At 65.6% G+C, this 25,760-nt stretch carries 27 protein-coding genes; 13 read left to right on the forward strand and 14 right to left on the reverse strand.

The genetic code is table 11. The features are described 5' to 3' along the window. Positions 1-18 precede the first annotated feature (18 nt). The 6 genes from ffh to ACZ46S_RS15445 all read right to left on the reverse strand — a co-directional run bounded on the left by ffh (position 19) and on the right by ACZ46S_RS15445 (position 5,771). Complete coding sequence (ffh, locus tag ACZ46S_RS15420) at positions 19-1,392, reverse strand: signal recognition particle protein (protein WP_464062474.1); 1,374 nt, start codon at positions 1,390-1,392, stop codon at positions 19-21. 201 nt (positions 1,393-1,593) lie between these two features. Further along, complete coding sequence (gene fixJ, locus ACZ46S_RS15425; RefSeq protein ID WP_464062475.1) at positions 1,594-2,205, reverse strand: response regulator FixJ; 612 nt, start codon at positions 2,203-2,205, stop codon at positions 1,594-1,596. Beyond that, positions 2,202-3,338: a sensor histidine kinase gene (locus ACZ46S_RS15430; protein WP_295743612.1), complete on the reverse strand. Its 1,137-nt coding sequence runs from the start codon at positions 3,336-3,338 to the stop codon at positions 2,202-2,204. The genes fixJ and ACZ46S_RS15430 overlap by 4 nt, the downstream gene beginning before the upstream one ends. A gap of 141 nt (positions 3,339-3,479) precedes the next feature. Continuing rightward, on the reverse strand, positions 3,480-4,184 hold the full coding sequence (gene hisM / locus ACZ46S_RS15435) for a histidine ABC transporter permease HisM (protein ID WP_295743609.1): 705 nt from the start codon (positions 4,182-4,184) through the stop codon (positions 3,480-3,482). Continuing rightward, the gene (locus ACZ46S_RS15440) at positions 4,181-4,891 is read right to left on the reverse strand and encodes an ABC transporter permease (protein ID WP_295743606.1); all 711 of its coding nucleotides are present in this window, start codon (positions 4,889-4,891) and stop codon (positions 4,181-4,183) included. Before ACZ46S_RS15440 ends, hisM begins: the two co-directional genes overlap by 4 nt. 64 nt (positions 4,892-4,955) lie before the next feature. Next, positions 4,956-5,771 carry an ABC transporter substrate-binding protein gene (locus ACZ46S_RS15445; RefSeq protein ID WP_464062476.1) on the reverse strand — a complete coding sequence of 272 codons (816 nt, stop codon included), beginning with the start codon at positions 5,769-5,771 and terminating at the stop codon, positions 4,956-4,958. A gap of 216 nt (positions 5,772-5,987) precedes the next feature. On the opposite strand from ACZ46S_RS15445, the gene ACZ46S_RS15450 reads away from it, so the two are divergent. The 6 genes from ACZ46S_RS15450 (at position 5,988) to ACZ46S_RS15475 (ending at position 10,610) form a co-directional block, all read left to right on the forward strand. Next, positions 5,988-6,398 (forward strand): hypothetical protein, encoded by a 411-nt coding sequence (locus tag ACZ46S_RS15450; RefSeq protein WP_464062477.1) that lies wholly within the window; start codon positions 5,988-5,990, stop codon positions 6,396-6,398. Between the two features lie 64 nt (positions 6,399-6,462). After that, the gene (locus ACZ46S_RS15455) at positions 6,463-7,095 is read left to right on the forward strand and encodes a helix-turn-helix domain-containing protein (protein ID WP_464062478.1); all 633 of its coding nucleotides are present in this window, start codon (positions 6,463-6,465) and stop codon (positions 7,093-7,095) included. Between the two features lie 64 nt (positions 7,096-7,159). Next, positions 7,160-8,026, forward strand: a complete 867-nt coding sequence (locus ACZ46S_RS15460) for a metal ABC transporter solute-binding protein, Zn/Mn family (protein WP_464062479.1) — start codon at positions 7,160-7,162, stop codon at positions 8,024-8,026. Positions 8,027-8,207: 181 nt separating this feature from the next. Beyond that, positions 8,208-9,014: a metal ABC transporter ATP-binding protein gene (locus ACZ46S_RS15465; RefSeq protein ID WP_464062480.1), complete on the forward strand. Its 807-nt coding sequence runs from the start codon at positions 8,208-8,210 to the stop codon at positions 9,012-9,014. Between the two features lies 1 nt (position 9,015). Beyond that, positions 9,016-9,843: a metal ABC transporter permease gene (locus ACZ46S_RS15470; RefSeq protein WP_295744578.1), complete on the forward strand. Its 828-nt coding sequence runs from the start codon at positions 9,016-9,018 to the stop codon at positions 9,841-9,843. Next, positions 9,840-10,610 (forward strand): metal ABC transporter permease, encoded by a 771-nt coding sequence (locus ACZ46S_RS15475; RefSeq protein WP_464062481.1) that lies wholly within the window; start codon positions 9,840-9,842, stop codon positions 10,608-10,610. The genes ACZ46S_RS15470 and ACZ46S_RS15475 overlap by 4 nt, the downstream gene beginning before the upstream one ends. Positions 10,611-10,621: 11 nt before the next feature. Here ACZ46S_RS15475 and ACZ46S_RS15480 read toward each other — a convergent pair whose 3' ends face one another. Both ACZ46S_RS15480 and prpB read right to left on the reverse strand, forming a co-directional pair. Beyond that, complete coding sequence (locus ACZ46S_RS15480) at positions 10,622-11,098, reverse strand: Fur family transcriptional regulator (RefSeq protein ID WP_464062482.1); 477 nt, start codon at positions 11,096-11,098, stop codon at positions 10,622-10,624. A 36-nt stretch (positions 11,099-11,134) separates the two neighbouring features. Beyond that, complete coding sequence (gene prpB / locus ACZ46S_RS15485) at positions 11,135-12,052, reverse strand: methylisocitrate lyase (RefSeq protein WP_464062483.1); 918 nt, start codon at positions 12,050-12,052, stop codon at positions 11,135-11,137. Between prpB and ACZ46S_RS15490 the strand changes: the two genes are divergently transcribed. Beyond that, on the forward strand, positions 12,051-12,176 hold the full coding sequence (locus ACZ46S_RS15490; RefSeq protein ID WP_464062484.1) for a hypothetical protein: 126 nt from the start codon (positions 12,051-12,053) through the stop codon (positions 12,174-12,176). The two genes, prpB and ACZ46S_RS15490, sit on opposite strands and share 2 nt — an antisense overlap. A gap of 26 nt (positions 12,177-12,202) precedes the next feature. On the opposite strand, the gene prpC is transcribed toward ACZ46S_RS15490, so the two are convergent. Continuing rightward, the gene (prpC, locus tag ACZ46S_RS15495) at positions 12,203-13,351 is read right to left on the reverse strand and encodes a bifunctional 2-methylcitrate synthase/citrate synthase (RefSeq protein ID WP_464062485.1); all 1,149 of its coding nucleotides are present in this window, start codon (positions 13,349-13,351) and stop codon (positions 12,203-12,205) included. A gap of 117 nt (positions 13,352-13,468) precedes the next feature. Here prpC and ACZ46S_RS15500 point away from each other — a divergent pair, with 117 nt between their 5' ends. From ACZ46S_RS15500 to ACZ46S_RS15510, 3 genes are all read left to right on the forward strand, one after another. Further along, positions 13,469-14,884: a short-chain fatty acyl-CoA regulator family protein gene (locus tag ACZ46S_RS15500; RefSeq protein WP_464062486.1), complete on the forward strand. Its 1,416-nt coding sequence runs from the start codon at positions 13,469-13,471 to the stop codon at positions 14,882-14,884. A gap of 279 nt (positions 14,885-15,163) precedes the next feature. Then, entirely contained in the window at positions 15,164-16,009 is an 846-nt protein-coding gene (locus ACZ46S_RS15505; RefSeq protein WP_464062487.1) for an energy transducer TonB, read from the forward strand. A gap of 20 nt (positions 16,010-16,029) precedes the next feature. Further along, positions 16,030-16,401, forward strand: coding sequence for a tRNA-binding protein (locus ACZ46S_RS15510; protein ID WP_295744563.1), 372 nt, complete (start codon positions 16,030-16,032; stop codon positions 16,399-16,401). Between the two features lie 128 nt (positions 16,402-16,529). On the opposite strand, the gene cobT is transcribed toward ACZ46S_RS15510, so the two are convergent. From cobT to ACZ46S_RS15525, 3 genes are read right to left on the reverse strand one after another with little or no spacing between them, the layout of a single operon-like run. Beyond that, entirely contained in the window at positions 16,530-18,407 is a 1,878-nt protein-coding gene (cobT, locus tag ACZ46S_RS15515) for a cobaltochelatase subunit CobT (RefSeq protein ID WP_464062488.1), read from the reverse strand. A 4-nt stretch (positions 18,408-18,411) separates the two neighbouring features. Continuing rightward, positions 18,412-19,416 (reverse strand): cobaltochelatase subunit CobS, encoded by a 1,005-nt coding sequence (gene cobS / locus ACZ46S_RS15520; RefSeq protein WP_464062489.1) that lies wholly within the window; start codon positions 19,414-19,416, stop codon positions 18,412-18,414. 55 nt (positions 19,417-19,471) lie between these two features. Next, the gene (locus tag ACZ46S_RS15525; protein WP_295744557.1) at positions 19,472-20,080 is read right to left on the reverse strand and encodes a J domain-containing protein; all 609 of its coding nucleotides are present in this window, start codon (positions 20,078-20,080) and stop codon (positions 19,472-19,474) included. Between the two features lie 87 nt (positions 20,081-20,167). Between ACZ46S_RS15525 and ACZ46S_RS15530 the strand changes: the two genes are divergently transcribed. Both ACZ46S_RS15530 and ACZ46S_RS15535 read left to right on the forward strand, forming a co-directional pair. Beyond that, positions 20,168-20,452 (forward strand): BolA family protein, encoded by a 285-nt coding sequence (locus tag ACZ46S_RS15530; RefSeq protein ID WP_295744554.1) that lies wholly within the window; start codon positions 20,168-20,170, stop codon positions 20,450-20,452. 69 nt (positions 20,453-20,521) lie between these two features. After that, positions 20,522-21,895, forward strand: a complete 1,374-nt coding sequence (locus ACZ46S_RS15535; protein ID WP_464062490.1) for a sugar porter family MFS transporter — start codon at positions 20,522-20,524, stop codon at positions 21,893-21,895. A gap of 55 nt (positions 21,896-21,950) precedes the next feature. Here the strand turns inward: ACZ46S_RS15535 and ACZ46S_RS15540 are convergent, their stop codons facing one another. After that, positions 21,951-23,387 carry a mannose-1-phosphate guanylyltransferase/mannose-6-phosphate isomerase gene (locus ACZ46S_RS15540; protein ID WP_464062491.1) on the reverse strand — a complete coding sequence of 479 codons (1,437 nt, stop codon included), beginning with the start codon at positions 23,385-23,387 and terminating at the stop codon, positions 21,951-21,953. A gap of 77 nt (positions 23,388-23,464) precedes the next feature. On the opposite strand from ACZ46S_RS15540, the gene ACZ46S_RS15545 reads away from it, so the two are divergent. After that, positions 23,465-24,259: a creatininase family protein gene (locus tag ACZ46S_RS15545; protein WP_464062492.1), complete on the forward strand. Its 795-nt coding sequence runs from the start codon at positions 23,465-23,467 to the stop codon at positions 24,257-24,259. Positions 24,260-24,418: 159 nt separating this feature from the next. Here the strand turns inward: ACZ46S_RS15545 and gabT are convergent, their stop codons facing one another. Then, a complete protein-coding gene (gabT, locus tag ACZ46S_RS15550) occupies positions 24,419-25,699 on the reverse strand; it encodes a 4-aminobutyrate--2-oxoglutarate transaminase (protein ID WP_464062493.1) in 1,281 nt (426 codons plus the stop codon). Positions 25,700-25,760: the final 61 nt, after the last annotated feature.

Here is a 25,760-nt window from a genome sequence, read left to right on the forward strand (position 1 = left end):
TTGGTTTCATCGTAAACGTTAAAAGGGTTTGCGGCCGCCCTTGGCGGCGCCCATGGCGGCCTGCATCTGGCGCATCATCGCCTCAGGCCCGCCCATCTTGTTCATCCGCTTCATCATCGTCGACATATCGTCGAACTGCTTCAGCAGCTTGTTCACCTCCTGCACCGAGGTGCCGGAGCCGGCCGCCACGCGCTTCTTGCGGCTGGCCTTCATGATATCCGGTGCCCGGCGCTCGGCCGCCGTCATCGAGCCGATGATGGCGAGATGGCGCTTGAACACCGTCTGGTCGAGATTCGCATCGGCGATCTGCTGCTTCACCTTGCCCATGCCGGGCAGCAGCCCGAGAATCCCGGACATCGAGCCCATCTTGGAAATCTGCTTCAGCTGCGCGGCATAATCGTCCAGATCGAACTTGCCCTTCGCCATCCGCTTGGCGAGCTTCTCGGCCTCCACCTTGTCGATCGTCTCGGCGGCCTTCTCGACCAGCCCGACAATGTCGCCCATGCCGAGAATCCGCCCGGCGATCCGCTCCGGGTTGAACTCATCCAGCGCGTCCAGCTTTTCGCCCTGGCCGATCAGCTTGATCGGCGCGCCGGTGACGGCCCGCATGGACAGCGCCGCGCCACCGCGGGCATCGCCATCCAGGCGCGTCATCACAATGCCGGTGATGCTGACGGCCTCGTTGAAGGCGGTCGCGGTGCTCACCGCGTCCTGGCCGGTCATCGCATCCACGACCAGCAGCGTCTCCACCGGGTTCACCGCGGCGCGGATCGCCTTCACCTCTTCCATCAAGGCGAGGTCGATGGAGAGCCGCCCGGCCGTATCCAGGATCACCACATCGTAGGATTCGCGCCGCGCCGTATCCATGGCGCGGTTGGCGATCTGCAACGGCGTTTGCCCGGCGATGATCGGCAGGCTGGTCACCTCGGCGCGCTGGGCGAGCTGTTCCAGCTGCAATTGCGCGGCCGGGCGCTGCGTATCCAGGCTGGCCAGCAGCACCTTCTTGCGCTCGCGCGTGCGCAGCCGCAGCGCGATCTTGCCGGAGGTGGTGGTCTTGCCGGAGCCCTGCAGACCCACCATCAGAATCGGCAGCGGGGCGGGGGCCAGCAGGTTCAGCGGGGCGGGCAGCCCGCCCAGCGCCTCGATCAGCGCGTCATTGACGATCTTGACGACCATCTGCCCCGGTGTGACCGAGCGCAGCACTTCCGCGCCCACCGCCTGCTCGCGCACCTTGGCCACGAAATCCTTGACCACCGGCAGCGCCACGTCCGCATCCAGCAGCGCCAGACGGATTTCGCGCAGCGCCTCGGTGACGTCAGATTCCGACAGCGCCCCGCGCCGGCGGAGCCTGTCGAAAATATCACCGAACTTGCCCGACAGATTGTCGAACATCAGGCCAAACTCCAATCCCAATCGCCTCGCCTGGTGCTCCGGCCCCTTACGAGCCACAACCCCACGCAACGCAAAACGCGCCGTGGTGCGAACACTCGCAGCACGACGGTTTTTTCCAAGCCCGAGCCTGTGCGCCCCTCAAGGCCCAGAGTCAAGCCTGGGCGGCGCTTGGGGGCGGAAAAACGGCGGGGACGGGCGCGATCAGGGCACGGCGCGGGCGGTGAGCACCATGCGGACCAGATCCGGCAGGCTACCGGCCTGCATCTTCTCCATCAGCTTGGCGCGGTGGATTTCCACCGTGCGGGCGCTGATCTTGAGGTCATAGGCGATGCTCTTATTCGGCAGCCCCTGCACCAGCCCGTCCAGCACCTCCGCCTCGCGCGGGGTGAGGCGGCGCAGCCGGGCGAGGATGGCCTCGGCATCCGCCGCGCCGGCCAGGGCGCGGGCCTGGCGGGCGAAGCCTTCCTCCACCGCCGCCAGCAAGGTTTCGTCAGAGAAGGGTTTTTCGATGAAATCCACCGCCCCGTTCTTCATCGCCGCCACCGCCAGCGGCACGTCGCCATGGCCGGTGATGACGATGACCGGCAGGAAGATCCGCCGTTCGGTGAGGGTGCGCTGCAGATCCAGCCCGCTCAAACCCGGCATCCGCACATCGGTGACGATGCAGCCCGGGGCGAGCGGGACGGGGCTGTCCAGGAAGGCGCTGGCCGAGTCGTAGGCGCGCACGCTGTGGCCGGCGCTGGCCAGCAGAAAGACCAGGGCGGCGCGCACCGCCTCGTCGTCATCGATGAGATGGACGATGTCGGCGCTCATGCGGCACGCAAGGTGAAGGCGAAGAGGGTGCCGCCGCCGGGGCGCGGTTCCGCCCAGAGCTTGCCGCCATGCGCCTCGATGATGGTGCGCGAAACCGAGAGCCCCACCCCCATGCCGCTCGCCTTGGTGGTGACGAAAGGCTGGAAGAGCTGAGCGGCGACCTCCGGGGCGATGCCGGGGCCGGTATCGGCAACGGCGATGCGCACCATCCCGTCGGGCAGCGGGGCGGTCTCGATCTGCAGGGTTTTCACCGCACCGCCCTGCATCGCCTCCATCGCGTTGCGGATCAGGTTCACCAGCACCTGCTGGATCTGCACCTTGTCGGCGATGGCGACGGGGCAGTCCGGATGGAAGCTGAAGCCGACATGCACCCCGCTCTCCCGGGCGCCGATCAGCGCCAGGGCGCTGGCTTCCTCGATCAGCTTGGGCAGGGGTTCGCGCTGGCGTTCGGTGGCGCCGCGGGTGACGAAATCGCGCAGCCGGCGGATGATCTGCCCGGCCCGCAGCGCCTGTTCGGCGGCGCGCTCGATACCGTCCTGCAGCAGCGCCGGGTCGGCATCGCCGCGCGCCAGCAGGCGCTTGCAGCCGCTGAGATAGGTGGCGATGGCGGTGAGCGGCTGGTTTAGCTCATGCGCCAGGGTGGAGGCCATTTCGCCCATGGCGGTGAAGCGCGACATATGGGCGAGCTCGGATTGCAGCTCATGCAGCCGGGCCTGGGTTTCCTGGCGCTCGGTGAGGTCGCGCACGAAGCCGGTGAAGACGCGCCGCGCGCCCATCACCGCCTCACCGATATAGAGTTCCATCGGGAAGGTGGTGGCATCGCGGCGCTGGCCCATCACCACCCGCGAGGCGCCGATGATGCGTTTCTCGCCGGTGGTGAGATAGCGGGAGAGATATTGGTCGTGCTGCTCACGGTAAGGCGAGGGCATCAGCAGGCTGACATTGCGGCCGGTGAGTTCGGCCTGCTGGTAGCCGAAAAGCTTCTCGGCGGCGGCGGAGAAGGAGATGATGTCGCCCTGCTCGTCGATCACCACCATGGCGTCGGGCACGGTCTCCAGGATGGAGCGCAGATGCGCTTCGCGGTCCAGCCAGGCGGCATCCGCCGGGGCGTGCGTGGAGGGCTCGGTCTTCATGCTCCCCTGGTGGCGTTGTTGTGCAGCCACTCTAACCCGGGCCGGCAACGAAACACAACCGAAGGCGGTGTAAGAGGCAGGAGCTTTTTGGAAAAAGCCCCCACGGCCGCCAAAAACTTGCGATAAGTTTTCCGGGTTTTTTCAGGCCGCCAGATGCGCCAGGAAATGCCGCTCCGCCCGGCGGAAGCAGAAGATCAGGGTGAAGGAAATGCAGAGATAGATGATCGCCGCCAGCCCGAACGCATCGAACGGCGCGTAGGTTGCGGTATAGGCGTCGTTGGCCACTTTCAGAATGTCAGGCACCGTGGCGGTAAAGGCCAGGGTGGTGGCGTGCAGCATCAGGATCACCTCATTGCTGTACATCGGCAAGGCGCGGCGCAGCGCGGAGGGGATGATGATGCGCCGGTAGAGCGTGACGCGCGACATGCCATAGGCGCGCCCGGCCTCGACCTCGCCGAAGGCGGTGTCGCGGATGGCGCCGTAGAAAATCTCGGTGGTGTAGGCGCCGGTATTCAGCGCGAAGGAGAGCAGGGTGCAGTTCAGCGCGGAGCGGAAGAAATGCGCCAGCGGCGGCGTGTCATGGACGAAATGCAGCCCGTAAATGCCGGTATAGATCAGCAGCAGCTGCACATAGAGCGGGGTGCCGCGAAAGATGAAGCCATAGAGCCAGACCGGCCCCCAGATCAGCGGATTTTTGGAATTGCGCGCGATCGCCAGCGGCAGCGCCAGGCAGAAGCCGATGGCGCAGGAGATGATCAGCAGCCACAGCGTCATCGCCACGCCGGTCATCTGGTAGCCGTCGGAGACCAGCAGCGCCAGGCCGTAATGTTGAAGAATATAGATCATAGCACCGCCTTGCGCACGCCGATCATGTATTTGCGCTCGAGCAGCAGCAGCACACCGTTGGAGATGATGGTGAGCACCAGATAGACCGCCCCGGCGATGCTGATGAAATAGAAGGTCTCGAAGGTGGCCTCGCCGGCCTGCTGGGCGATTTTCACAACATCGGTGAGGCCGATGATCGAGACCAGGGCGGTGGCTTTCAGGATCACCTGCCAGTTATTGCCAAGGCCCGGCAGGGCGTAACGCATCATTTGCGGGAACAGCACCCGGCGGAAGACCAGGAAGGGGCGCATACCAAAGGCGCGCGCGGCTTCCAACTGGCCCTTGGGCACCGCCATGAAGGCGCCGCGAAAGGTTTCGGTGAAATAGGCGCCATAGATGAAGCCCAGCGTGATGACGCCGCTGGTGAACGGGTCGAGATTGAATTCCAGATCCACCGCGTTTTGCAGATTATCGATCCAGTCGGTGAGATCGTTGATCCAGATCTGCAGCGAATAGAAGATCAGCAGCATCAGCACCAGGTCGGGCACGCCGCGGATCAGGGTGGTGTAGAGGGTGGCCAGCGCCCGGGCGGTGCGGTTCTTGGAGAGCTTCGCCGAGGCGCCGATGAGGCCGAGCAGGAAAGAGACCACGAGCGAGAGCAATGAGAGCTCGATCGTCGTGATGGTGCCGGCGAGAAGTTGCGGCCCGTAGCCACCGAGATTGAACATGCTCCAGCCCTGTAGCGAAAGCCGGCCCCGGCGCAAAGATGCCGGGGCCGGATGGTCTTAAGAATCAGGGCGCCTGCTTGGCGGCTTCGGCGTTATAGATGCTGAAGTTGAAATATTTCGCCTGCAGCTTCTTGTAGGTGCCGTTCTTGTGGATCTGCGCGATCGCCCAGTCGATCTTCTTCAGCAGCGCCGGCTCGTCCTTGCGCACGCCGATGGCGATGTAGGAGCCCAGCACGTCCTTCGGATCGGAGGTGACATTGCCGGCCAGCGCGTAATCAGCGCCCTTCGGGGTCTTCAGGAAGCCGTAATCGGCCTCGACGCTATCCTGCAGAGAGGCGTCCAGACGGCCGGAGAGCAGATCGGCATAGACCTGGTCCTGGCCCTGATAGGAGACGACATTGACGCCGTTCGGCTGCCAGTAGGTCTTGGCGTAGGTCTCCTGGATGGTGCCGGCTTCAACGCCGACGGTCTTGCCCTTCAGGCTCGCCGCGGTCGGCTTCAGGCCGGAGCCCTTCTTGGCGATCAGGCTGGTCGGCTCGTCATACATCTCGGAGGAGAAGGCGACCTGCTTGGCGCGCTCCGGGGTAACGGTCATCGAGGACAGGATCGCGTCGAACTTGCGGGCTTCGAGCGCGGGGATGATGCCGTCGAAAGACTGGCTCACGAACACGCACTTGACCTTCAGCTCGGCGCAGATGGCGTTGCCGAGATCGATGTCGAAGCCCTGGAACTGGCCCGAGGAGGACAGGCTCTCGAAGGGCGGATAGGTGGCGTCGACGCCGAACTTGATCTCTTTGAAGTCTTTGGCAGAAGCGGCCACCGGCGCCAGGCCAGCGAGCAGACAGGCGGCGGCAATGGCCGGCGCGAGGAATTTTTTCATGTGGTCTCCCATGTTTGACAGGCCGCCCCGGCCCGCCTGCCGGGATGCGGTTTCAGTGACATTACCCGATTAAAATCACAGCGCAATCACCTGTTTGCGGTTCAAAACGTCGTGAAGTTGCGGTGTATCAAGGCAGATGCCGGGCGGGGCGGACAGGGTGGGGGCGAAAATGCCTGTTGAGGCGGCAGCGCAGGGTTAAGGAAGGGTTGGGAGCATATGGCCGAGTCACGGCCGCTGGTGCTGGTGCATTCGGATGAGGAACCGGTCGGCCAGGCCCTGCGTTTCGCGCTGGCGCTGGAAGGGGTGGAGGTACGGCTCTGCGCCAGCGAGAGTCTGTTGCTGGCGCGGCAGGATCTGTCCCTGGCCGTCTGCCTGGTGCTGCGCCATGCGCCGCCGCGCCTGGATGGCTGTGCCCTGGCCGCCTTGGCGCGCCGGGCCGGCGCGGTGGCCAGGGTGGTGCTGCTGGCGCCTTGTCTCTCGCCGCAGATGCAGGCGCAGGCGCGGGCGGCGGGGGTGTGGCTGGTGCTGGAAACCCCGGTGCAGGGCGATGTGCTGGTGGAAAGCATCGTCGCCTGCCTGCCCGGGAGGCTGGGCTACGTAGAATCCCTTAAGGAACAAACCGGATAGCGAGGCGAGGCGACGCGGCGCTAGATCCCTCTGTCTTTGAGGGGATCGCAAAATGTCCGTCACCATGATGAGGTCGCAAGCGCCGCAATTTCTGGCCACGAAGATGGCGCCGGGCCGTCCGGCGCCGCAGCATGCCGCCTCGGTTCTGCATGTGGCGGCGGAGGCGAGTGTCTTCAGCCAGGGCGATGCGGCGCGCTGCATGTACCGGGTCGTCTCCGGGCTGGTGCGGGCCTGCGCCTTCCAGGCGGATGGGCGCCGGCATATCGACGCCTTCTACCGGCCGGGCGATGTGTTCGGCTTCGAGCTGAACGGCGTGCATACGCTCTGCGCCGAGGCGGTGAGCGATTCCACGCTGGTGGCGCTGCGCCAGCCGGCCTTGCAGAGCGACCCGCAGGAGGCGGCGCAGCTTTATCATTACGCCATGCAGGCGCTGCAGCGCGCCCAGACCCATGCGCTGCTGCTCGGCCGCTGCAACGCGCCGCAGAAGCTGGCGCATTTCCTGCTCGACCTGCCGGCCCTGGGGCCGGTGGTGGAGCTGGTGACCTCGCGCCAGGATATCGCCGATTATCTTGGGCTGACGATCGAGACCATCTCCCGCACCTTGTCGCAGCTGGAGCGCGATGGGGTGGTGAAGCTGATCTCGGCGCGCCGGATCCAGATTCTCGACAAATCCCGGCTGGAGGCGCTGACCCGGTAAACAGGCTGGACGAATGAGATGATATAATATATCAACTCCAAATGTGATGTTTGGGAGTTGGCGTATGGCGTTTCATCGTATCGGTTTGGCGCTGGTCTTTGGTCTGGCCGGGCATTTGGCGATGGCCCAGACAGTGCTGCATGCGGTCGGTCTGGAAAACCAATATGCGGATGTGCTGGCGCAGATTGGCGTGCCTTATGTGAAGGTGAGCGCGATCCAGTCCGATCCGAACACCGATCCGCATGAGTTCGAGGCGACGCCGCGCATCGCCGCACAGTTCCGCAAGGCCGATCTGGTGGTGGAAAACGGGCTGGGCTACGATTCCTGGGCGGCGCAATTGCTGAAGGGCAGCAAGGCCAAGCTGCTGAGCGCGCAGGCGCTGCTGAAGCTGCCGGACAGCACACCCAACCCGCATCTCTGGTACCGCACCGATACGATGCCGGCGGTGGCGGCTGCTGCCGCGGCGTTTTTCGAGGCCAAGGACCCGGCGCACAAGGCGCAGTACCAGGCCAATCTGCATGCCTTCGATGCCTCGCTGGCGCCCTGGCGGGCGGAGATCGCCAAGGTGAAGGCACAATATGAAGGCGCGCCGGTGGCGGTGACGGAGCCAGTGGCGGATTATCTGCTGCAGGAGACGGGGCTGAAGATCATGACGCCGTTTTCCTATGAGCTGTCGGTGATGAATGATACCGATCCGGCGCCGCAGGATGTGGCGACGGAGCAGGCGCTGCTGCGCGACAACAAGGTGAAGCTCTTTGCCTATAATGAGCAGGTGACGGACCCGCAGACCGAGGCGCTGCTGGCGCTGGCGAAGCAGCATCAGGTGCAGATTGTGCCAGTCTATGAGCTGATGCCGAGCGGGGCCAAAAATTATCAGGACTGGATGCTGCAGGCGACGACGGCGCTGGCTACCGCCCTGGCCGCGAAGTAAGCCATTGCGCTTGTGACCCCCTGCTCTTAAGTGCCAAAAGTTTTTGGGGGTGCAGGCGGCGGTGGAAGGCCGCCGGTGGGGTGGGGTGGTGGCAAGGGCGTTGCCACGCGTCGCGGTTTTTCGCCGCTTTTTGAAAAAAGCGGCACCAAAAACTTTTGGTTTTTTATTCAAGGATTTTTTGGTGGATCAGCCGGCACTTGAGGTTACCGATCTGGCGATCGCCCATGGCGGGCGGGAGGTGCTGCGCGATATCAGCTTCGCGCTGCCCCGGGGCAGTTTCTGCGGGCTGATCGGCGCCAATGGTGCTGGCAAGACCACGCTGCTGCGGGCGATCCTGGGGCTGCTGCCCGTCTCCGGGCGGATCCAGGCCGGCGGGCGGATCGGCTATGTGCCGCAGAAAATCGCGCTGGAGCCGGATCTGCCGGTGCGGGCGAGGGATTTCGTGGCGCTGGGGCTGGATGGGCATAAATTCGGCTTCGCGCTGCCCTCGCGCGCCCGGCGTGAGGCCGTGGCCGCCGCCTTGCGGGCGGTGGAGGCGGAAGGCTTTGCCGAACAGCGCATCGGCCGGCTTTCGGGCGGGCAGCAGCAGCGTGTGCTGATCGCCCATGCGCTGGTGCGCCAGCCGGAATTGCTGCTGCTGGACGAGCCGCTGGCCAATCTGGACATCAAGGCGGCCGCCGAGATTGTGGCGCTGCTGCGCCGGCTCTGCCGGGAGCGGCGGATGAGCGTGCTGCTCTGCGCGCATGACATGAACCCGCTGCTGCCGGTGATGGATCGTATTCTCTATGTCGCCAACGGGCAGGCGATCTGCGGGCCGGTGGAAAAGGTGGTGCGCACGGAAGTGCTCTCGAAGCTCTATGGCTACCATATCGACGTCATCCGCGTACATGGGCGGGTGCTGGTGGTGGCCGGCAATGCCGGATTCGAGCCGGAGGAAGAGGCGTACTGCGCGGAATGCGAGGCCGCGCACGTGACGGCGATCCCTTGAGATGATGGCGTTTCTGCAAAGCGGGCCGGTGCAGACCGCGCTGCTGCTGAGCGCGGCGGCGGGGCTGCTCTGCGGGGCGTTGGGGGTATTCACCGTGCTGCGCGGCCAGGCCTTCGCCGGGCATGCGCTCTCGGATGTCAGCTCTGCCGGCGGGGCCGGAGCGCTGCTGTTCGGAATTTCGCCGCTGCTGGGGTTTCTGCTGTTCGGCATCGCTGGGGTGGGGGCGCTGGAATTGTTGCAGCCCCGGCGGGCGGCGGCGCGGGACGAGGCGGCGGGCATAGTGCTGGGTGCGGGGCTCGGCGTGACGGCGTTGCTGCTGCATTTTTGCCTGACCGGCCATGGCGCCTCAGGGGCGGCGCAGGCGGTGATGTTCGGGGCGATGTTTTCGGCGCCGCCCGGCACCGCGCTCTGGGCCTGTGTGCTGGCGGGTCTGTGTTTGCTGGGGCTGGCGCTCATTGCCCGGCCGCTGCTGCTCGCCACATTGGATGCGGAGCTGGCGCTTGTGGCGCGGCTGCCGGTGCGCGCGCTCGGGTTCGCATTTCTGGCGCTGCTGGCGCTCGGGGTGACGCTGGCGGCGATGACCATCGGCGCGATTCTGGCGACCGCCCTGCTGATCGGCCCGGCGGCGAGCGCCTTGCGGCTGGCCGGCTCGCCGATGCGCGCGGTGCTGCTCTCGATGGGGCTGGGGCTGGCCGCCTGCTGGGGCGGGGTGGCGCTGGCTTATGCCTCTTATGGCTGGATCCCGGGGCGGACCTGGCCGGTGAGCTTCTTCATCGTGGCGCTGCTGTTCCTGTTTCACGAGGCGGCGCGCTGGGGGCGGCGGGCATGAGCTGGCTGGCGGAGATCTGGCTGGCGACCAGCCTGGTGGCGCTGGCGGCCGGGGCGGCGGGGTATTTCGTGGTGGTCCGCCGTGCCGGCTTCGCCGCGCATTCGCTTCCCATGGCGGCCTTTCCCGGCGCGGCGGCGGCCAGCCTGTTTGGCTTTCCGCTGTGGCTAGGGTTGGGCGGTTTCGCGCTCGGCGGGGCCGGGCTGCTGGCGCTGATGCAGCGCCGCGCGCGGCGGGATTCCGCCACCGCCTTGCTGCTCTCCGGCCTGCTGGCGCTGGGGGCGTTGTTCCTCTCGCTCTCCGGCCATTATGCCGGCTCGGTCTATGGGCTGCTGTTCGGGCAGGTCTTCGCACTCGGCCCGGCGGATCTGCCGGTGCTGGGGGCAATCGGGCTCTGTGTGCCGCTGGCTTTGTGGCTGATGATGCGCCCGCTCAGCCTCTCCGCCCTCTCCCCGGAGCTGACCCGCGTGCAAGGCGGCAATCCGGCGCTGCTGGAATTCCTGTTCCTGGCGCTGCTGGCGCTGGCGGCGGGCTTCGCGGTGCCGGTGACCGGGGCGCTGCTGGTATTCAGCCTGATGCTGGGGCCGGGGGCGGCGGCGGCGCGGCTCTGCGCCCGGCCGGGCGGGGCGTTCCTGCTTTCGATGGGCTTGGCGCTGGGGCTGTCCTCGGTCTCACTGGCCCTGGCTTATTTCAGCGACTGGCCGATGGGGTTTTTCACGGGTGGGGGCGCGGCTTTGGTTTATTTGGGGGCGCGCATGACGCGGGCCTGAAAGTGCTGGCGTCAGCTCTGGGGGGCGGCGCAGTTCGCGCACAGCCCTTCGACTTCGATGACGGCGCGGCTGATGGTAAAACCCTGCCGTGCGGCGGCACTGGCCAGAGCGTGCGAGACCGCGTGATCCTCGATCTCCGTCACCGCGCCGCAGCGTTTGCAGATCAGAAACTGCGCGTCGTCATGGTGGTGATCCGCCTCGGCGCAGGGCACGAAAGCGTTCAGCCGCTCGATCCGGTGGATCAGCCGGTTTTCCAGCAGAAATTCCAGCGAGCGATAGATCGTCGGCGGCACCGCGGATTTGCGGATCGGCTTCAACTGGTCGAGCAGCTGATAGGCCGTCACCGGCGCGCTGGCCTGCAGGATCAGCTCCAGCACCTCGCGCCGCAAGGCGGTGAGCTGGGTGCCGTGCTGCGCGCAGGTGGCCTCCGCGGCCTTGATCCGGGCGGCAATCTCGGTCTCGTGGGAGTGGGCGGCATCGTGCGGCATGGATAGGATATAGTGTATCCTCGCCGCCTGGGCCATCTATTGCGGCATGGCCTCGGGGATGATGGTTTTCACGATGGTCGCATCCAGCGCCTCGAACCCGGCATAATCGATGGTGGCGTAGAGATCCTTGCGGGTGAGCATCTGCTCGACGCAATTCTGCGCCCCGCCATCCTTGGCGATGGCCTTGTAGAGTTTCTCCTGCGCCAGGGCGGCGACGCGCAGCGAAGTGACCGGCCAAATCACCATCTTATAGCCGAAATCCTCGAACTGCTCCTTGGTGTAGAACGGCGTGCGGCCGAATTCGGTCATGTTGGCGAGCAGCTTTGTGCCCTCCATGCGTTTGGCGAATTCGCGGAACATGTCCTCGGTATTCAGCGCTTCGGGGAAAATCGCATCGGCACCCGCTTCCATATAAAGCTTGGCGCGGGCGACAGCACCTTCGAGGCCCTCCGAGGCGGCGGCATCGGTGCGGGCGATGATGTAGAGATGCCGGCGCGCATGCCGGGCGGCGGCAATCTTGGCGGCCATATCCTGCGCCGGGGCGATTTTCTTGTCGTTCAGATGGCCGCATTTCTTCGGCAAAATCTGGTCTTCCAGATGCACGGCGGCAGCCCCCGCATCCTCGAAGGCGCGGACCATGTGCATCACGTTCAGCGCTTCGCCATAGCCGGTATCGCCGTCCACCAGCACCGGCAGGCCAGAGGCGCGGGCGACCTGGCGGATGAAGAAGCAGACCTCGTCGACGGTGATGATGCCGAGATCGGGCAGGCCCATCGAGGCGGTCATCGCGGCACCGGAGAGATAGGCGGCCTCGAACCCCGCGGCCTTGGATTGCTGGGCGGCGAGGCCGTTATGGGTGCCGGGAATGCCGAGAATACCGGGGCGGGCGAGCAGCGCGCGGAAACGCTCGCCGGCAGGAATGTTGGAATATGAATCAGCGCTCAAATAGGTCATGGCGGCACGCTCCAAACTTATAAAAGTTTTTGGGGTGCAGCCCTTTTTTCAAAAAGGGCTGCAAAACGTCTGGGGTGGTGGCAACTTCTGTGCCACGCGTCACGGTCTTTCGCCGCTTTTTTGAAAAAAAGCGGCACCAAAAAACTTTTGCTACCGGTCCTCAAGCTTCACGAATTGCAGATTTTCCGGCCCGGTATAGTTGGCCGAAGGACGGATGATCTTGCCATCAATCCGCTGCTCGATCACATGCGCGCTCCAGCCGGCGGTGCGGGCGATGACGAAGAGCGGGGTGAACATCAAAGTCGGCACGCCCATCATGTGATAAGAGACAGCGGAGAACCAATCCAGATTCGGGAACATCTTTTTCGCGTCCATCATCACCGTTTCGATCCGCGCCGCGATCTCGAACATGGCGCTGTTGCCCGCCTCCTGCGACAGTTGTTCGGCGACGCGCTTGATCACCACATTGCGCGGGTCGGCAATGGTATAGACCGGATGGCCAAAGCCGATGATCACCTCCTTCTTCTCGATCCGCGCGCGGATATCGGCCTCCGCCTCATCCGGGGTCGCGTAGCGCTTCTGCACCTCGAAGGCGAATTCATTGGCGCCGCCATGTTTGGGCCCGCGCAGCGCGCCGATGCCGCCGGTCAGCGCGGAATACATGTCCGAGCCGGTGCCGGCGATGACCCGGGCGGTGAAGGTGGAGGCGTTGAACTCATGCTCGGCATAGAGGATCAGCGAGGTATGCATCGCCCGCACCCAGCTCTCGGAGGGGCTACGCCCATGCAGCAGGCGCAGGAAATGCCCGCCGATGCTGTCATCCTCGGTCTCGACCTCGATGCGTTTGCCGTTGGTGGAATAATGATACCAATAGAGCAAAGCGGAGCCGAGCGAAGCCATCAGCCGGTCGGCGATGTCCTTCGCGCCCGGCTGGTTATGGTCATGCGCCTCGGGCAGGATGGTGCCGAGCACGGAGACGTAGGAGCGCATCACATCCATCGGATGCGCGCTGGCGGGGATCTGCTCCAGCACCGCGCGGGCGGCGGCGGGGATGCCGCGCATCGCCCGCAGCTTGGTTTTGTAGGCGGCAAGCGCGGCCTTGTCCGGCAGCGTGCCGTGGACCAGCAGATGCGCGATCTCCTCGAACGTCGCCGTCTCGGCGAAATCCAGAATGTCATAGCCGCGATAATGCAGGTCATTGCCGGTGCGCCCGACGGTGCAAAGCGCGGTATTGCCGGCGGCGACGCCGGACAAGGCGACGGATTTCTTCGGCTTCGGCAGCGTGGCGGTGTCGTTCATCGCATTCTCTCCTGCGGCTTGGGCGTTTGCGTTGGAGATATCCTATGGGCGCCGCGCGTCCAGAGGAATGATGCGAAGGCGCTGGACGAGTTTTGTTAATTTTGCAAATTTAAACCCATGAAAGCGCCGAAAATCTTCGCAGGGACGAGGCTGCGCCAAGCCCGCGAGCGCGCCGGGCTGACGCAGCGGGCGCTGGCTGTGGAATTGGGGATTTCGCCCAGCTATCTCAACCAGATCGAGGCGGAGCAGCGGCCGCTGACCGCCCGGCTGCTGGCCCGCGCGGCGGCAAGGCTGGATTTGCCAAGCAGCTATTTCCAGGATGGCGAGGATGCCAGGCTGGCGCAGCAATTGCGCGAGGATCTGGCCGACCCGCTGTTTCGCGCCCATCCCGGCGCGCAAAGTGAGATCGAGGCGCTGGTGCGCGGCGCGCCGCATCTGGCGGAAGCGTTCGCGGCCCTCTACCGGGCCTATGACGCGCAGCGCGCCGCCCTGGCCCACGCCCCGGCCAGCCTGCCGTTATTTCCCTATGACGAGGTGCGCGACTGGGTGCAGTCCCGCCGCAACCATTTCGAGGCGCTGGATCGGGCGGCGGAGGCGTTGTTCGAGGGGCAGGGATTTTCGCCGCTGACCCTGCGTGAGGATCTGCGCCGGTATCTGCGCGACGCGCACGGGATTTCGGTGAGCGCCGCGCCGGACCTGCTGGCGGAAGGGATGTTCTGGCGGCTCAACCGGCGCGCCAAGGCGCTGCATCTGGCGGCCGAGGCGGCGCCGGAGAGCGAGATGTTCTGGCTGGCGCATGTGATCGCCCGGCTGGAGCAGGAGCGGGCGATCGAGGCGGAGCTGCGCCGGGTGCGGTTTTCGGCCGAGGAGACTTACGGCCTGGCGCGGCTGGCGCTGGTGAATTATTTCGCCGGGGCGCTGGTGCTGCCTTATGGCCGGTTTCACGACGCGGCCAGGACGGCGCGCTATGATATCCAGCGTCTGCAGCGCCAGTTCGGGGCGAGTTTCGAGCAGGTCTGCCACCGGCTCTCCACCCTGCAGCGGCCAGACCTGCCCGGGATACCCTTCTTTTTCGCCAAAACCGATATTGCCGGAAATGTGCTCAAGCGCTCATCCGCCACCCGCTTTCAGTTCGCGCAATTTGGCGGGCCGTGTCCGCTCTGGAATGTGTACCGGGCATTTTCGCATCCCGGCGAGATTCTGGTGCAGCTGGCGCGCACGCCGGATGACGCGATCTATCTCAACATCGCCCGCACGGTGGGGCGGGGCGGGGGGTCTTATCTCTCCCGGCCACGCGCGGTGGCGGTGGTGCTGGGCTGCGAGACCCGCCATGCGGCGCAGACAGTGTACGCGGCGGGGCTGGATCTCGGTAATGCCAAGGCGGCGGAGCCGATCGGCCCGGGCTGCCGGGCCTGTTCGCGCACGGATTGCCGCCATCGTTCAGTGCCGCCGCTGGGGGCGGGGCTGGATACCGGCACGGCCGCGCGCGGCGTGGTGCCGTATCGGCTGAAGAGCGAGGTTTCAGGCGGCTGAGGCCGTTGCAAATCCCAGCGGCAAAGGCGCAAAAGTTTTTCGGGGTGTGGGGGCAAAAACACCCCTGATCTTTCTCGATCCCAGAACCGATGCGCCGATCCCCGTTGCGATAAAGCGGGCCGTGGCTTGCCATCACATCACAGAAGCCGATTAGCGCCACAGGGCGATGCGGATGAAGATTGTTCCTGGGCCGAGATCATCACGGTCATTGCGCCGCGCAGTTAAGCCCTGGTAGCATTTTTGGGTGATCGGCGCACTTGAAATCGGGTATTTGGCGGCATGACCGGGGCGGCGGCGCGGCTGCGCCTGGTTGGCGTGGGGCTGGCACCGGAGCTGTCGCGGCTGCGCGCCGCGGAGGCCGACCGGCTGGAGGCTGTGCGCGTCGGCCGGCCCGGCTGGCCCTGGCGCATGGCGCTGCTGGCGGTGGCCGCGCATCTGGCAGCGCTTTTGGCGTTGGTCTGGCTGGGGCGGCTGGTGCTGCCGAAGGCGCCGCCGGAGCCGATCGCGATCAGCATCGTCTCCGAGACCGCGCCGCAGGGCACAATCCAGCCGACACCGACACCGAAAACCTCTCCTCTACCGCACCCCGCCCCGCCAGCCCCCAGCGCGGCACCTTCACCCAGCTCCTACAGGCCGCCGGTGTGTAGCCCGGCGCCGGCACTGCCCGCGCCCACGAGCCCAAAGGCCTCGCTGCCGCCCCCGCCACCCGCCGCGCCCGCCCCACCGCCGAAGGCTGCGCCGGCACCGCCCAAGGCAGCCAGGGATGTGGCACCGCCCCAGCCAGCGGCCGCCCCGTCAATGTCCGGCGCGAAAATCAAGGCGCAGAAGCAGGCGGCGGTGACGGTGGCGGTGCTGCATCCGGCGGTGGCGTTTGCCGATAACCAGGCGCCGGATTATCCCCGCGCGGCGATTCTGGCGGGCGAGCAGGGGGTGGTGCGCTTCAGGCTGATCGTCGGCAAGGATGGCCGGGTGGAGCGCTTCGAGCTGACCCAGAGCAGCGGCTACGCGGACCTGGATGCGAGCGTGCGCGAAGCGGCGCTGGGCTGGCGCTATCAGCCGGCGACGCGCGGCGGGGTGCAAGTGCCCTCCATCGTGACCTTTCATGTGCGTTTCGTGCCGCAATGAGGGCGTGATAGAATTCACACATGCATCTCACTCATCCACATGAAGCGCCCGCCGCCGATCAGATCGATTTCACCCAGTTTCTCGCCGTGGATATAAGGGTGGGGACGGTGCTGAGCGCTGCGCCATATCCGGAGGCGCGCAAGCCGGCCTACAAGCTTTCCATCGATTTCGGGCCGGGGATCGGGGTGAAGCGCTCCAGCGCGCAGATCACCAAACATTATACGCTGGAGGAGCTGGTGGGGCGGCAGGTGGCGGCGGTGGTGAATTTCCCGCCCCGGCAGATCGGCAAATTCATGTCCGAGGTGCTGACGCTGGGCTTTCCGGACCAGGACGGGGAGGTGGTGTTGTTCGCGCCGGACCAGGTGGTGCCGAACGGGGCCAGATTATTTTAAAAAGTTTTTGGTGCAGCTTTTTTCAAAAAGCTGCAAAAACGTTGGGGCGTTGGCAACGGCCTCGTCACCACCCCAAACGTTCTTCGCCGCTTTTTTGAAAAAAAGCGGCACCAAAAAACTTTTATAACTTAAGCCACCAACGTCGATTGCCGGCTTGCAAACCTTGCCCACGCATCCGCCGCGTCCTCGTCGAACAGCTCGGTCAGCTTGCGCATCATCGTGCCGCCCAGCTCCTCGGCATCCACGATCGTCACCGCGCGGCGATAATAGCGGGTGACGTCGTGGCCGATGCCAATCGCGATCAGCTCCACCGCGTCGCGGGATTCGATCTCCTTGATCACGTCGCGCAGATGCCGTTCCAGATAATTGCCGGCATTCACCGAGAGCGTTGAGTCATCCACCGGCGCGCCGTCCGAGATCACCATCAGGATGCGCCGATGCTCCGGCCGGTTCAGCAGCCGCTTATAGGCCCAGAGCAGCGCCTCGCCGTCGATATTCTCTTTCAACAGCCCTTCGCGCAGCATCAGCCCGAGATTTTTCCGGGCCCGGCGCCAGGGCTGGTCCGCGGCCTTGTAGATGATGTGGCGGAGATCGTTCAGCCTTCCGGGATGCGCGGGCTTGCCCGCCGCCACCCAGGCCTCGCGGCTCTGCCCGCCCTTCCAGGCGCGGGTGGTGAAGCCCAGAACCTCAACCTTCACCGCGCAGCGCTCCAGCGTGCGGGCGAGAATATCCCCGCACATCGCCGCCACGGTGATCGGCCGGCCGCGCATCGAGCCGGAATTATCGATCAGCAAGGTCACCACCGTATCGCGGAAATCCGTGTCGCGCTCGCGCTTATAGGTCAGCGCCAGCAGCGGGTCGGCGATGACACGCGAGAGCCGGGCCGGGTCCAGCATGCCTTCCTCAAGGTCGAACTCCCAGGCGCGGGTCTGCTGGGCGAGCAGCCGGCGCTGCAGCCGGTTGGCGAGCTTGGAGACCACCGCCTGCAGATGCTGGAGCTGCTGGTCGAGCTGGGTGCGCAGCCGCCCCAGCTCGTCCGGGTCGCACAGATCCTCGGCTTCGATCTCCTCGTCATGGGCGCGGGTGAAGGCGCGGTAGCTGGTATGGTCGTCGCTCGGGGCGGGCGGGCGGCGCTGCTGCGGGCCGGCCGGGGCTTCGCCATCGTCAGCGCCCATATCCTGGGCGTCTTCCTCCTCCTCGCCGGGCTCGTCTGCGCCCTCGGCTTCTGCCATTTCCGGGGCGGAGGCGAGCATCGGGGCCTCCTCCTGCTGGCTCTCGCCCTGGCTGTCCTGGGAATTATCCTGCTGCGGCGTCTGCTCACCGCCCTCATTCTCTTGCTCGGACTCGTCATCGTCGCCCGGCTCCACCTCGCCCTCGGCCAGCTCCATGGCGGCCAGCAGCTTGCGGGCGGCGGTGATGAAATCGGTCTGGTTGTCGCGGGCGGCGGCCAGCTCGTTCAAGGCGCTGTTGGCGTTGGCGTCCAGCGCGTCCCGCCAGAGGGCCAGAGCCGGCTTCGCGGACTCGGGGATGGAGCCCGGGTCCATCTTGGCGCGGGCCATCAGCGCGAGGGCGGCGGTCAGCGGCAGCTGGTCGCGGGCGGTGATCTGGTCCAGCCCTTGCTGGATATAATCATCCCCCAGCTTGGTGCGCAGATTGGCGGCGACACCGGCCATGAATTCCGAGCCGACGACCTCGACCCGCGCCTGCTCCAGCGCGTCGAACGCCTCCTTCGCCTCGCGGCTCTGCGGGGCGCGGGCATTGTGCAGGCCGTCATCATGGTGGCGCAGCCGCAGCGCGATGGCATCCGCCGCGGCGCGCAGCTTCAGCATTTCCGGGTCCGCGAGCGCGCGGGAGGGGGCGGGCAGGCGGGCGCGCTTGCCCACCAGCCCGGACGGGCCAGGCTGATACGCCACCTGCACATCCGCCGTGCGCGCCATGGCGCGCAGCGTGCTCGCGGTGGCGCGCTTGAAATCCTCCGCCCGGCCCTGGTCCTGCTTGCCGCTCATGGCCTCAGGCGCTCTTGCGCAGGCCGGTCGGGATCTCTTCGTTGAAGCAGCGCTGGTAATATTCCGCCACGGTCTGGCGCTCCGCCTCATCGCACTTGTTCAGGAAGGTGAGCCGGAAGGCGAAGCCGAGATCGCCGAAGATGCGCGCATTCTCCGCCCAGGTGATCACCGAGCGCGGCGACATCACGGTGGAGAGATCCCCGGCGATGAAGCCGGCCCGGGTGAGGTCGGCCAGCGCCACCATCGCGCCGACGCGCTTCTTCTCCGCCTCGTTCTTGGCATCAAAGCCCATCTTCGCCATCACGATGGCGACTTCCTGGGCGTGCGGCAGATAGTTCAGTGTGGCGACGATGTTCCAGCGATCCATCTGGCCCTGATTGATCTGCTGGGTGCCGTGATAGAGGCCGGTGGTGTCGCCCAGCCCCACCGTGTTGGCGGTGGCGAACAGCCGGAAGGCCGGGTGCGGGCGGATGACGCGGTTCTGGTCCAGCAGGGTCAGCTTGCCCTCGACCTCAAGCACGCGCTGGATCACGAACATCACATCCGGGCGGCCGGCATCATACTCATCGAACACCAGCGCGCAGGCATGCTGCAGCGCCCAGGGCAGGATGCCCTCGCGGAATTCCGTGACCTGCTTGCCGTCCTTCAGCACGATCGCGTCCTTGCCGACGAGATCGATACGGCTGATATGGCTGTCCAGATTGACGCGGATGCAGGGCCAGTTGAGCCGTGCCGCCACCTGCTCGATATGGGTGGATTTGCCGGTGCCGTGATAGCCCTGCACCATCACGCGGCGATTGAAGGCGAAGCCGGCGAGGATGGCGAGCGTGGTCTCGCGGTCGAATTTATAGGTCGGGTCGATCTCGGGCACATGCTCGGTGCGCTGGGAGAAGGCCGGCACCTCGAGGTCCGACTCGATGCCGAAGACCTCGCGGACCTTCACCGTGATATCCGGCAGATCGATCGCCGAGGTCGGCAGGGGGCGGGTTTCGGTGGCGACGTCGTTCATTCAATCCATTCCTAATTGCTTCGCGCGTGGGGCGCTTGGGCCTGCGGCCGGAGGGTCAAGGTGAGGCGGCGTAGGCGTCCGGCTGCGGCGACATTGTCAGTTTGCCACGAAGCGCCGCATAGGCAAGGTTGATCGTCTTCAATCTTTCTTCGGCCCCGGCATCGCCCTGGTGGGTATCGGGGTGATGGCGCTTCACCAGCTCCTTGTAGCGCGTCTTCACCATCTCCAGCGTCACCGGCCAGGCCAGGCCGAACACATTCAACGGGTCCCGCAATTCAGCGGGCATATCCGAAGCGGGCGGCTTTTTCTGCGGGCGCTTGCCGAAGGCGAAGGCGTGCAGCTCGGCCTCGATCGCCTCTTCCAGACGCGCGGCGCGGCCATTCTGACCCAGCGGCCAGGTGGGACGCTGCCATGAGGAATCCTCCCGGGTCGCCGCTTCGATCTCCTCGGGCGACATGCCCTTATAATAATCCCAGGAGGCATTGTAGGCGCGCACATGTTCCAGGCAGAACCAATGGAATTCGCGCAAGGTGGAGCGGGATTTCGGCGCGCGGAATTCGCCCGCCAGGGCGCAGCCCGGGCTTTCGCAAGGCTGGCCGGGGGCGGCCGGGTCCGGCACATAGGCCCGGCGGCGGCTGGTCGGCTTGTCGTCGGAAGAATACATGGGCCTAATGTGCGCGTTGAGAGGCCGCGCGGCAACATGAACTTCGTCCGCCATGCGCGCGGCGCGGGACAGAAAACGGAGCAGATGATGACAAGCAGGCTTGACCGCATACGCGCTACACTGGAGGCGGGCTTCGCGCCGCTGGCGCTGCAGATCGAGGATGAAAGCCGCCGCCATGCCGGCCATGCCGGGCGCAACGGGCTACCGGATGGTGAGACGCATTACCGGGTTTCGATGGTCTCGGCCGCCTTCACCGGGCAGAGCCGCCTGGCCCGCCAGCGCGCGGTGAATGAGGCGCTGAAGCCAGAGTTCGAGACCGGGCTGCACGCGCTCTCACTGGCCTTGCGCACGCCGGAGGAGGCGGCCGGCTGACGCCATTGCGTGCTTGAATCACCCGCCTTGCGGCCCAACCTGCTGATTCAGAACGCAGGAGAGCACAGCATGCGCCGCCAGATGGGGTTTGGAACGATCGCGATTGTAGCCGGCTTGGGTGGGCTGCTGTTTGGTTATGATACCGGGGTGATCTCCGGGGCGCTGCTTTATATCCGCGAGAGTTTCAATCTGTCGGGGGCGATGCAGGGCGTCGTGGTGGCGGTGACGCTGGCCGGCGCGGCGCTGGGCGCGGCCTTCGCCGGGGCGCTGGCGGATGCGCTGGGGCGGCGGATCGTGCTGCTCTTCACCGGGCTGGTGTTTGTGGCAGGAGCGCTGCTCTGCGCCGCCGCCTGGTCATTGCCGGCTTTGATTGCCGGGCGGCTGGTGGTGGGGCTGGCGATCGGCGTCGCCTCGATGCTCACCCCGCTCTACCTCTCCGAAATCGCCCCGCCGGAGAAGCGCGGCGCCATTGTCACCATCAACCAGCTCTTCGTGACCATCGGCGCGTTCCTCTCCTACGTGTTGGATTACGCGATGACCTTTCTCGCCCATGGCGGCGGTGGGAATGATGTAGTCTGGCGGGCGATGCTCGGGCTGGCGGCGATCCCCGGCGCGGCGCTGCTGATCGGCATGGCGCTGTTGCCGGAGAGCCCGCGCTGGCTGCTGGCGCACCAGCAGGAGGACAAAGCCAAGGACGCGCTGACCAGGCTGCGGCCAGGGCGCGAGTCCGGGGAGGAATTCGCGGCCCTGCGCCAGGATATCGCCGAGGCGGACAAGGAGCGCGCGCCCTTCAGCCGGCTATTCGCCGCCGGGGCGCGGCTGCCGGTGATGATCGGGATCGGGCTGGCGATTTTTCAGCAGATCACCGGCATCAACACGGTCATCTATTTCGCCCCCACCATCTTCAAGGATAGCGGCATGACCGGCAGTGCCGGGGCGATTCTGGTGACGGCCGGGATCGGGCTGATCAATGTCATCCTCACCATCATCGCCATGCGGCTGCTGGACCATGCCGGGCGGCGCGCCTTGCTGCTGGTCGGGCTGGTGGGGATGTTTGTGAGCTTGCTGGGCATCAGCGCCTGCTTTGCCGTCGGGCTGCATGCTGGCGGCGGCCATCTGGTGGCGGTGCTGGTGATCGTGCTGATCGCGGTTTACGTGTCCTTCTTCGCGATCGGGCTGGGGCCGGTCTTCTGGCTGCTGATCGCGGAGATTTTCCCGTTGGCGATCCGCGGGCGCGGCATGAGCCTGGCGACCATCGCCAATTGGGGCTTCAACATGCTGGTCTCGCTCACCTTCCTCGATCTGCTGAAGGGGATCGGCCAGAGTGCCACCTTCCTGGTCTATGCCGTGCTGACCGGGGCGGCCTTTCTGTTCACTTACAAGCTGGTGCCGGAAACCAAGGGCCGCTCGCTGGAGGAGATCGAGGCTCAGATGCGCGGCTGAAATGAGCAAAATTGTTGGAAGGGATGGGGGCTTTTCAAAAAGCCCCCATCCAGTCTCAGCTGCGCCCGTAATGGTCCTCGAGTCTCACGATATCATCCTCGCCGAGATAGGAGCCTGACTGGACCTCGATCAGGGTCAGCGGGATTTTTCCCGGGTTATCCAACCGGTGCACGCAGCCGAGCGGCAGATAGATGCTCTCATTCTCCTGGATCAACAGCTCCTCGGTGTCCCGCGTCACCAAGGCACAGCCGGCGACGACCACCCAGTGCTCGGCCCGGTGGAAATGTTTCTGCAGCGAGAGCCGCCGGCCGGGCCAGACGACGATGCGCTTCACCTGGAAGCGCTCGCCCTGGATCAGGCTTTCATAAAAACCCCAGGGGCGGTAGCTGCGATATTGCGCCTCCGCCTCCGGCCGTTTCTGGGCTTTCAGCTTGTCGACGATTTTCTTGACGTTCTGCGCCTCGGATTTATGCGCCACCAGCACCGCATCCTGGGTGGTGACGACGACGAGGTCCTTCACCCCCAGCAAAGCGGTGAGCATGCCCTCGGAACGGGCGTAGCAATTCTCGGCATGTTCCAGCACTACATCGCCCTGGACGAAATTACCTTCTTCATCCTTCGGCGCGATCTCCGCCAGAGCCGACCAGGAGCCGACATCCGACCAACCGAGAGCGGCTGGCACGACGGCGGCCTTCTGAGTCTTCTCGGCGATCGCATAGTCGATCGAGATATCCGGCGCGGCGGCGAAACTTTCCTCGTCCAGCCGGATGAAGTCCAGATCGTCATGACGCGCGGCAACAGCGGCACGGGCGGCGGTGAGCACTTCCGGAGCCAGGGATTGTAGTTCCTCGATCATGATATCGGCCCGGAAGATAAACATGCCGGAATTCCAGAGATAACCGCCTTCGGTCAGCATCTGCGCGGCGCGGGTGGCGTCGGGCTTCTCCACGAAACGGGCCAGCTTGTGCACGCCGGAAAGGTTGGGGAGCGCCTCGCCCTGGGCGATATAGCCATAGCCGATCTCGGGTGCCGTAGGCTGCATGCCGAAGGTGACGATATAGCCGGCGCGGGCCGCGGCGGCGGCTTTCGCCAGCGCCTCATGCAAGGCTGGCTCATCCTGAATGGCGGCGTCGGCGGCCATGATCCAGAGCACGGCATGCGGGTCGGTCTCGGCGGCGAGCAGGGCGGCGGCGGCGATGGCCGGCGCAGAGTTGCGCCCCACCGGCTCCAGCAGAATGCGCGGCGCCTTCACCCCGGCATCGCGCAGCTGTTCGGCGACGATGAAGCGGTGCTCCTGATTGGCCACGACGATCGGCGCGGCGAAGCCAGCGCCCGTGCCGCGCAGGGCGGTTTCGGCCAGCATCGGGGTGGTGGAAAGCAGCGGCCAGAATTGCTTGGGGAAGCTCTTGCGCGAAACCGGCCAGAGCCGCGTGCCAGAGCCGCCGCAAAGAATCACCGGGACGATCTTTTGGTCCGCGTTCTGGTTCGACATGTCAGCCCCTTGATCTGCTGGCGCGAATTAGCCGCCAAGGCTGGAAACTGTCCAGATGGGCTGGCAGGATGGAGCGCATGAACAAGCCCCTTGCCAGCGTCAGGCTGGCCGACCTCACCGCCCCGGATTTTGCCGCCCTGGCCGCTCGCCAGCCGGTGGTCTTGCTGGCGCTGGGCAGCCAGGAGGATCATGGCCCGCATCAGCCGATGGGGGATTTTGTCCTGGCCGATGAGATCGCCGAACGCATCGCCCGTGCTGCGAATGAGGCAGGCACGCTTTGCGTGATGGCGCCGACCTTGCCCTTCGGGGTGGCGGATTATTTCGCCCCCAGCCCCGGCGGGCTGGCGCTCGCGCCGGAGAGTTTCAGGCGCGTGCTGGCGGAGCTGCTGGAGGGGCTGTTGCGGCATGGCTTGCGGCGCATCGTCATCCTCAACGCCCATGGCGGCAATGTTCCGGTGGTGCATGAGGTGACGCTGGAGATCAAACGCCGGACCGGGCTGGTGATCCCGTCCTTCTATCTCTGGAAAATCGCCCGCCAGCTGATGGAACGCCGTCTGGACGGCGCGGCCGGCCGTTTCGGCCATGGCGCGGAGCCGCTGCTCTCGCTGAACCGGGCGTTGCGGCCGGAGAGCATCCGGGACGCGGCCGAGCTGGCCGAGGGGGGCGAGATGCTGGGGCTGAAGGTGCGGGATTTCGGCGCGCTCGATTTCGAGGGGCTGAGCGTGGAGGTGCCGGTGGAGTTCGATGCCGTGCCCAAGCCCGCCATCGAAGCCGCCTGGGCGGCGGGGGATGCGGATCTGGGTCAGGCGGTGGCTGAGGATTTGGTCGCGGCGGGGGCCCGGTTCGTGGCGCATATCGCGGCGCAAGGGTAAAGTCTTGGGGGCTTTTTGAAAAAAGCCCCCAAACCCCCAAAAACTTTTTTAGAGCAATATGTGTTTAGGTTGACGCGCCAGCGTCAAAATAAACACATGAAATTGCTCGCTAAAACAAAATTTAGGGCATCAAGCTCAAAGCTTGATGCTCTAAGTTTTTTACGCGGTCGCGAGTGCGGCTTCCAGAATATCCAGCCCTTCTTCCAGCAACGCGTCGGAGATGGTGAGCGGCATCAACAGCCGCACCGCATTGCCGAACACGCCGCAGGAAAGCAGGATCAGCCCTTTCTCCTTGGCGGCGGCGAGGATCTTCTTCGTCGCCTCCGGGTCCGGCTCGTCGGTGCCGCGGCTCTTCACCACGTCGAAGGCGATCATCGCGCCGGGGCCGCGGATATTGGCGATCGGATGCGCGTCGTTGCGCTGCGCCATCGCCTCCAGCCTGGTCTTCATCCGCGCGCCGATGACATTGGCGCGTTCGACCAGCTTTTCTTCCTCGATCACCTCCAGCACCGCCAGTGCGGCCGCACAGCCCAGAGGCGAGCCGGCATAGGTGCCGCCCAGCCCGCCCGGCTCGGCCGCATCCATGATCTCGGCCTTGCCAATGACGGCGGAGAGCGGGAAGCCGCCGGCGAGCGACTTCGCCACGGTCATGATGTCCGGCTTGATTGAGCTATGCTCGATGGCGAACATCTTGCCGGTGCGGGCAAAGCCGGTCTGCACCTCGTCGATGATCAGCAGGATGCCATGCTGATCGCAGATCTTGCGCAGGCCGATCAGCAGCTCCTCAGGGGCGGGCAGGAAGCCGCCTTCGCCCTGCACCGGCTCCAGCGCGATGGCGGCGACCCGCGACGGCTCGATATCGGCGCGGAACAGCATCTCGATATATTTGAGCGACTCTTCGACGCTGACCTCGAACTGCTTGTGCGGGAACGGCACGTGATAGATCTCCGCCGGCATCGGCGCGAATTTCTTCTTGTAGGGCAGCACCTTGCCGGTCATCGCCATGGTCAGCATGGTGCGGCCGTGATAGCCGCCGGCGAAGGTGATGACGCCCGGGCGGCCGGTGGCGGCGCGGGCGATCTTCACCGCATTCTCCAGCGCCTCGGCGCCGGTGGTGAAGAAGATGGTTTTCGCCTCGCCCTCGATCGGCGCGATGGCGTTCAGCTTCTCGGCCAGCTCGATGTAGCTGTCATACGGCGTGACCTGGAAGCAGGTATGGGTGAAGGCCTCCATCTGCTTCTGCACCGCCGCCATCACTTTCGGGTGGCGATGGCCGGTATTCAGCACCGCGATGCCGCCGGCGAAATCGATATAGCGCTTGCCCTCGACATCCCACAGCTCGGCATTCTCCGCGCGGGCGGTGAAAACCGCATGGGCATTGCCCACGCCACGCGGCACCGCCGCCGTGCGGCGCGCCATCAACTCGCTGTTCGTGCTCATTCCGGGTCCATCTCCATCGCGTGACATCACGCCCGTCTGATCGGGGTGTGTTTAAGATTAT

It is taken from the genome of Acidocella aluminiidurans, assembly GCF_055383125.1.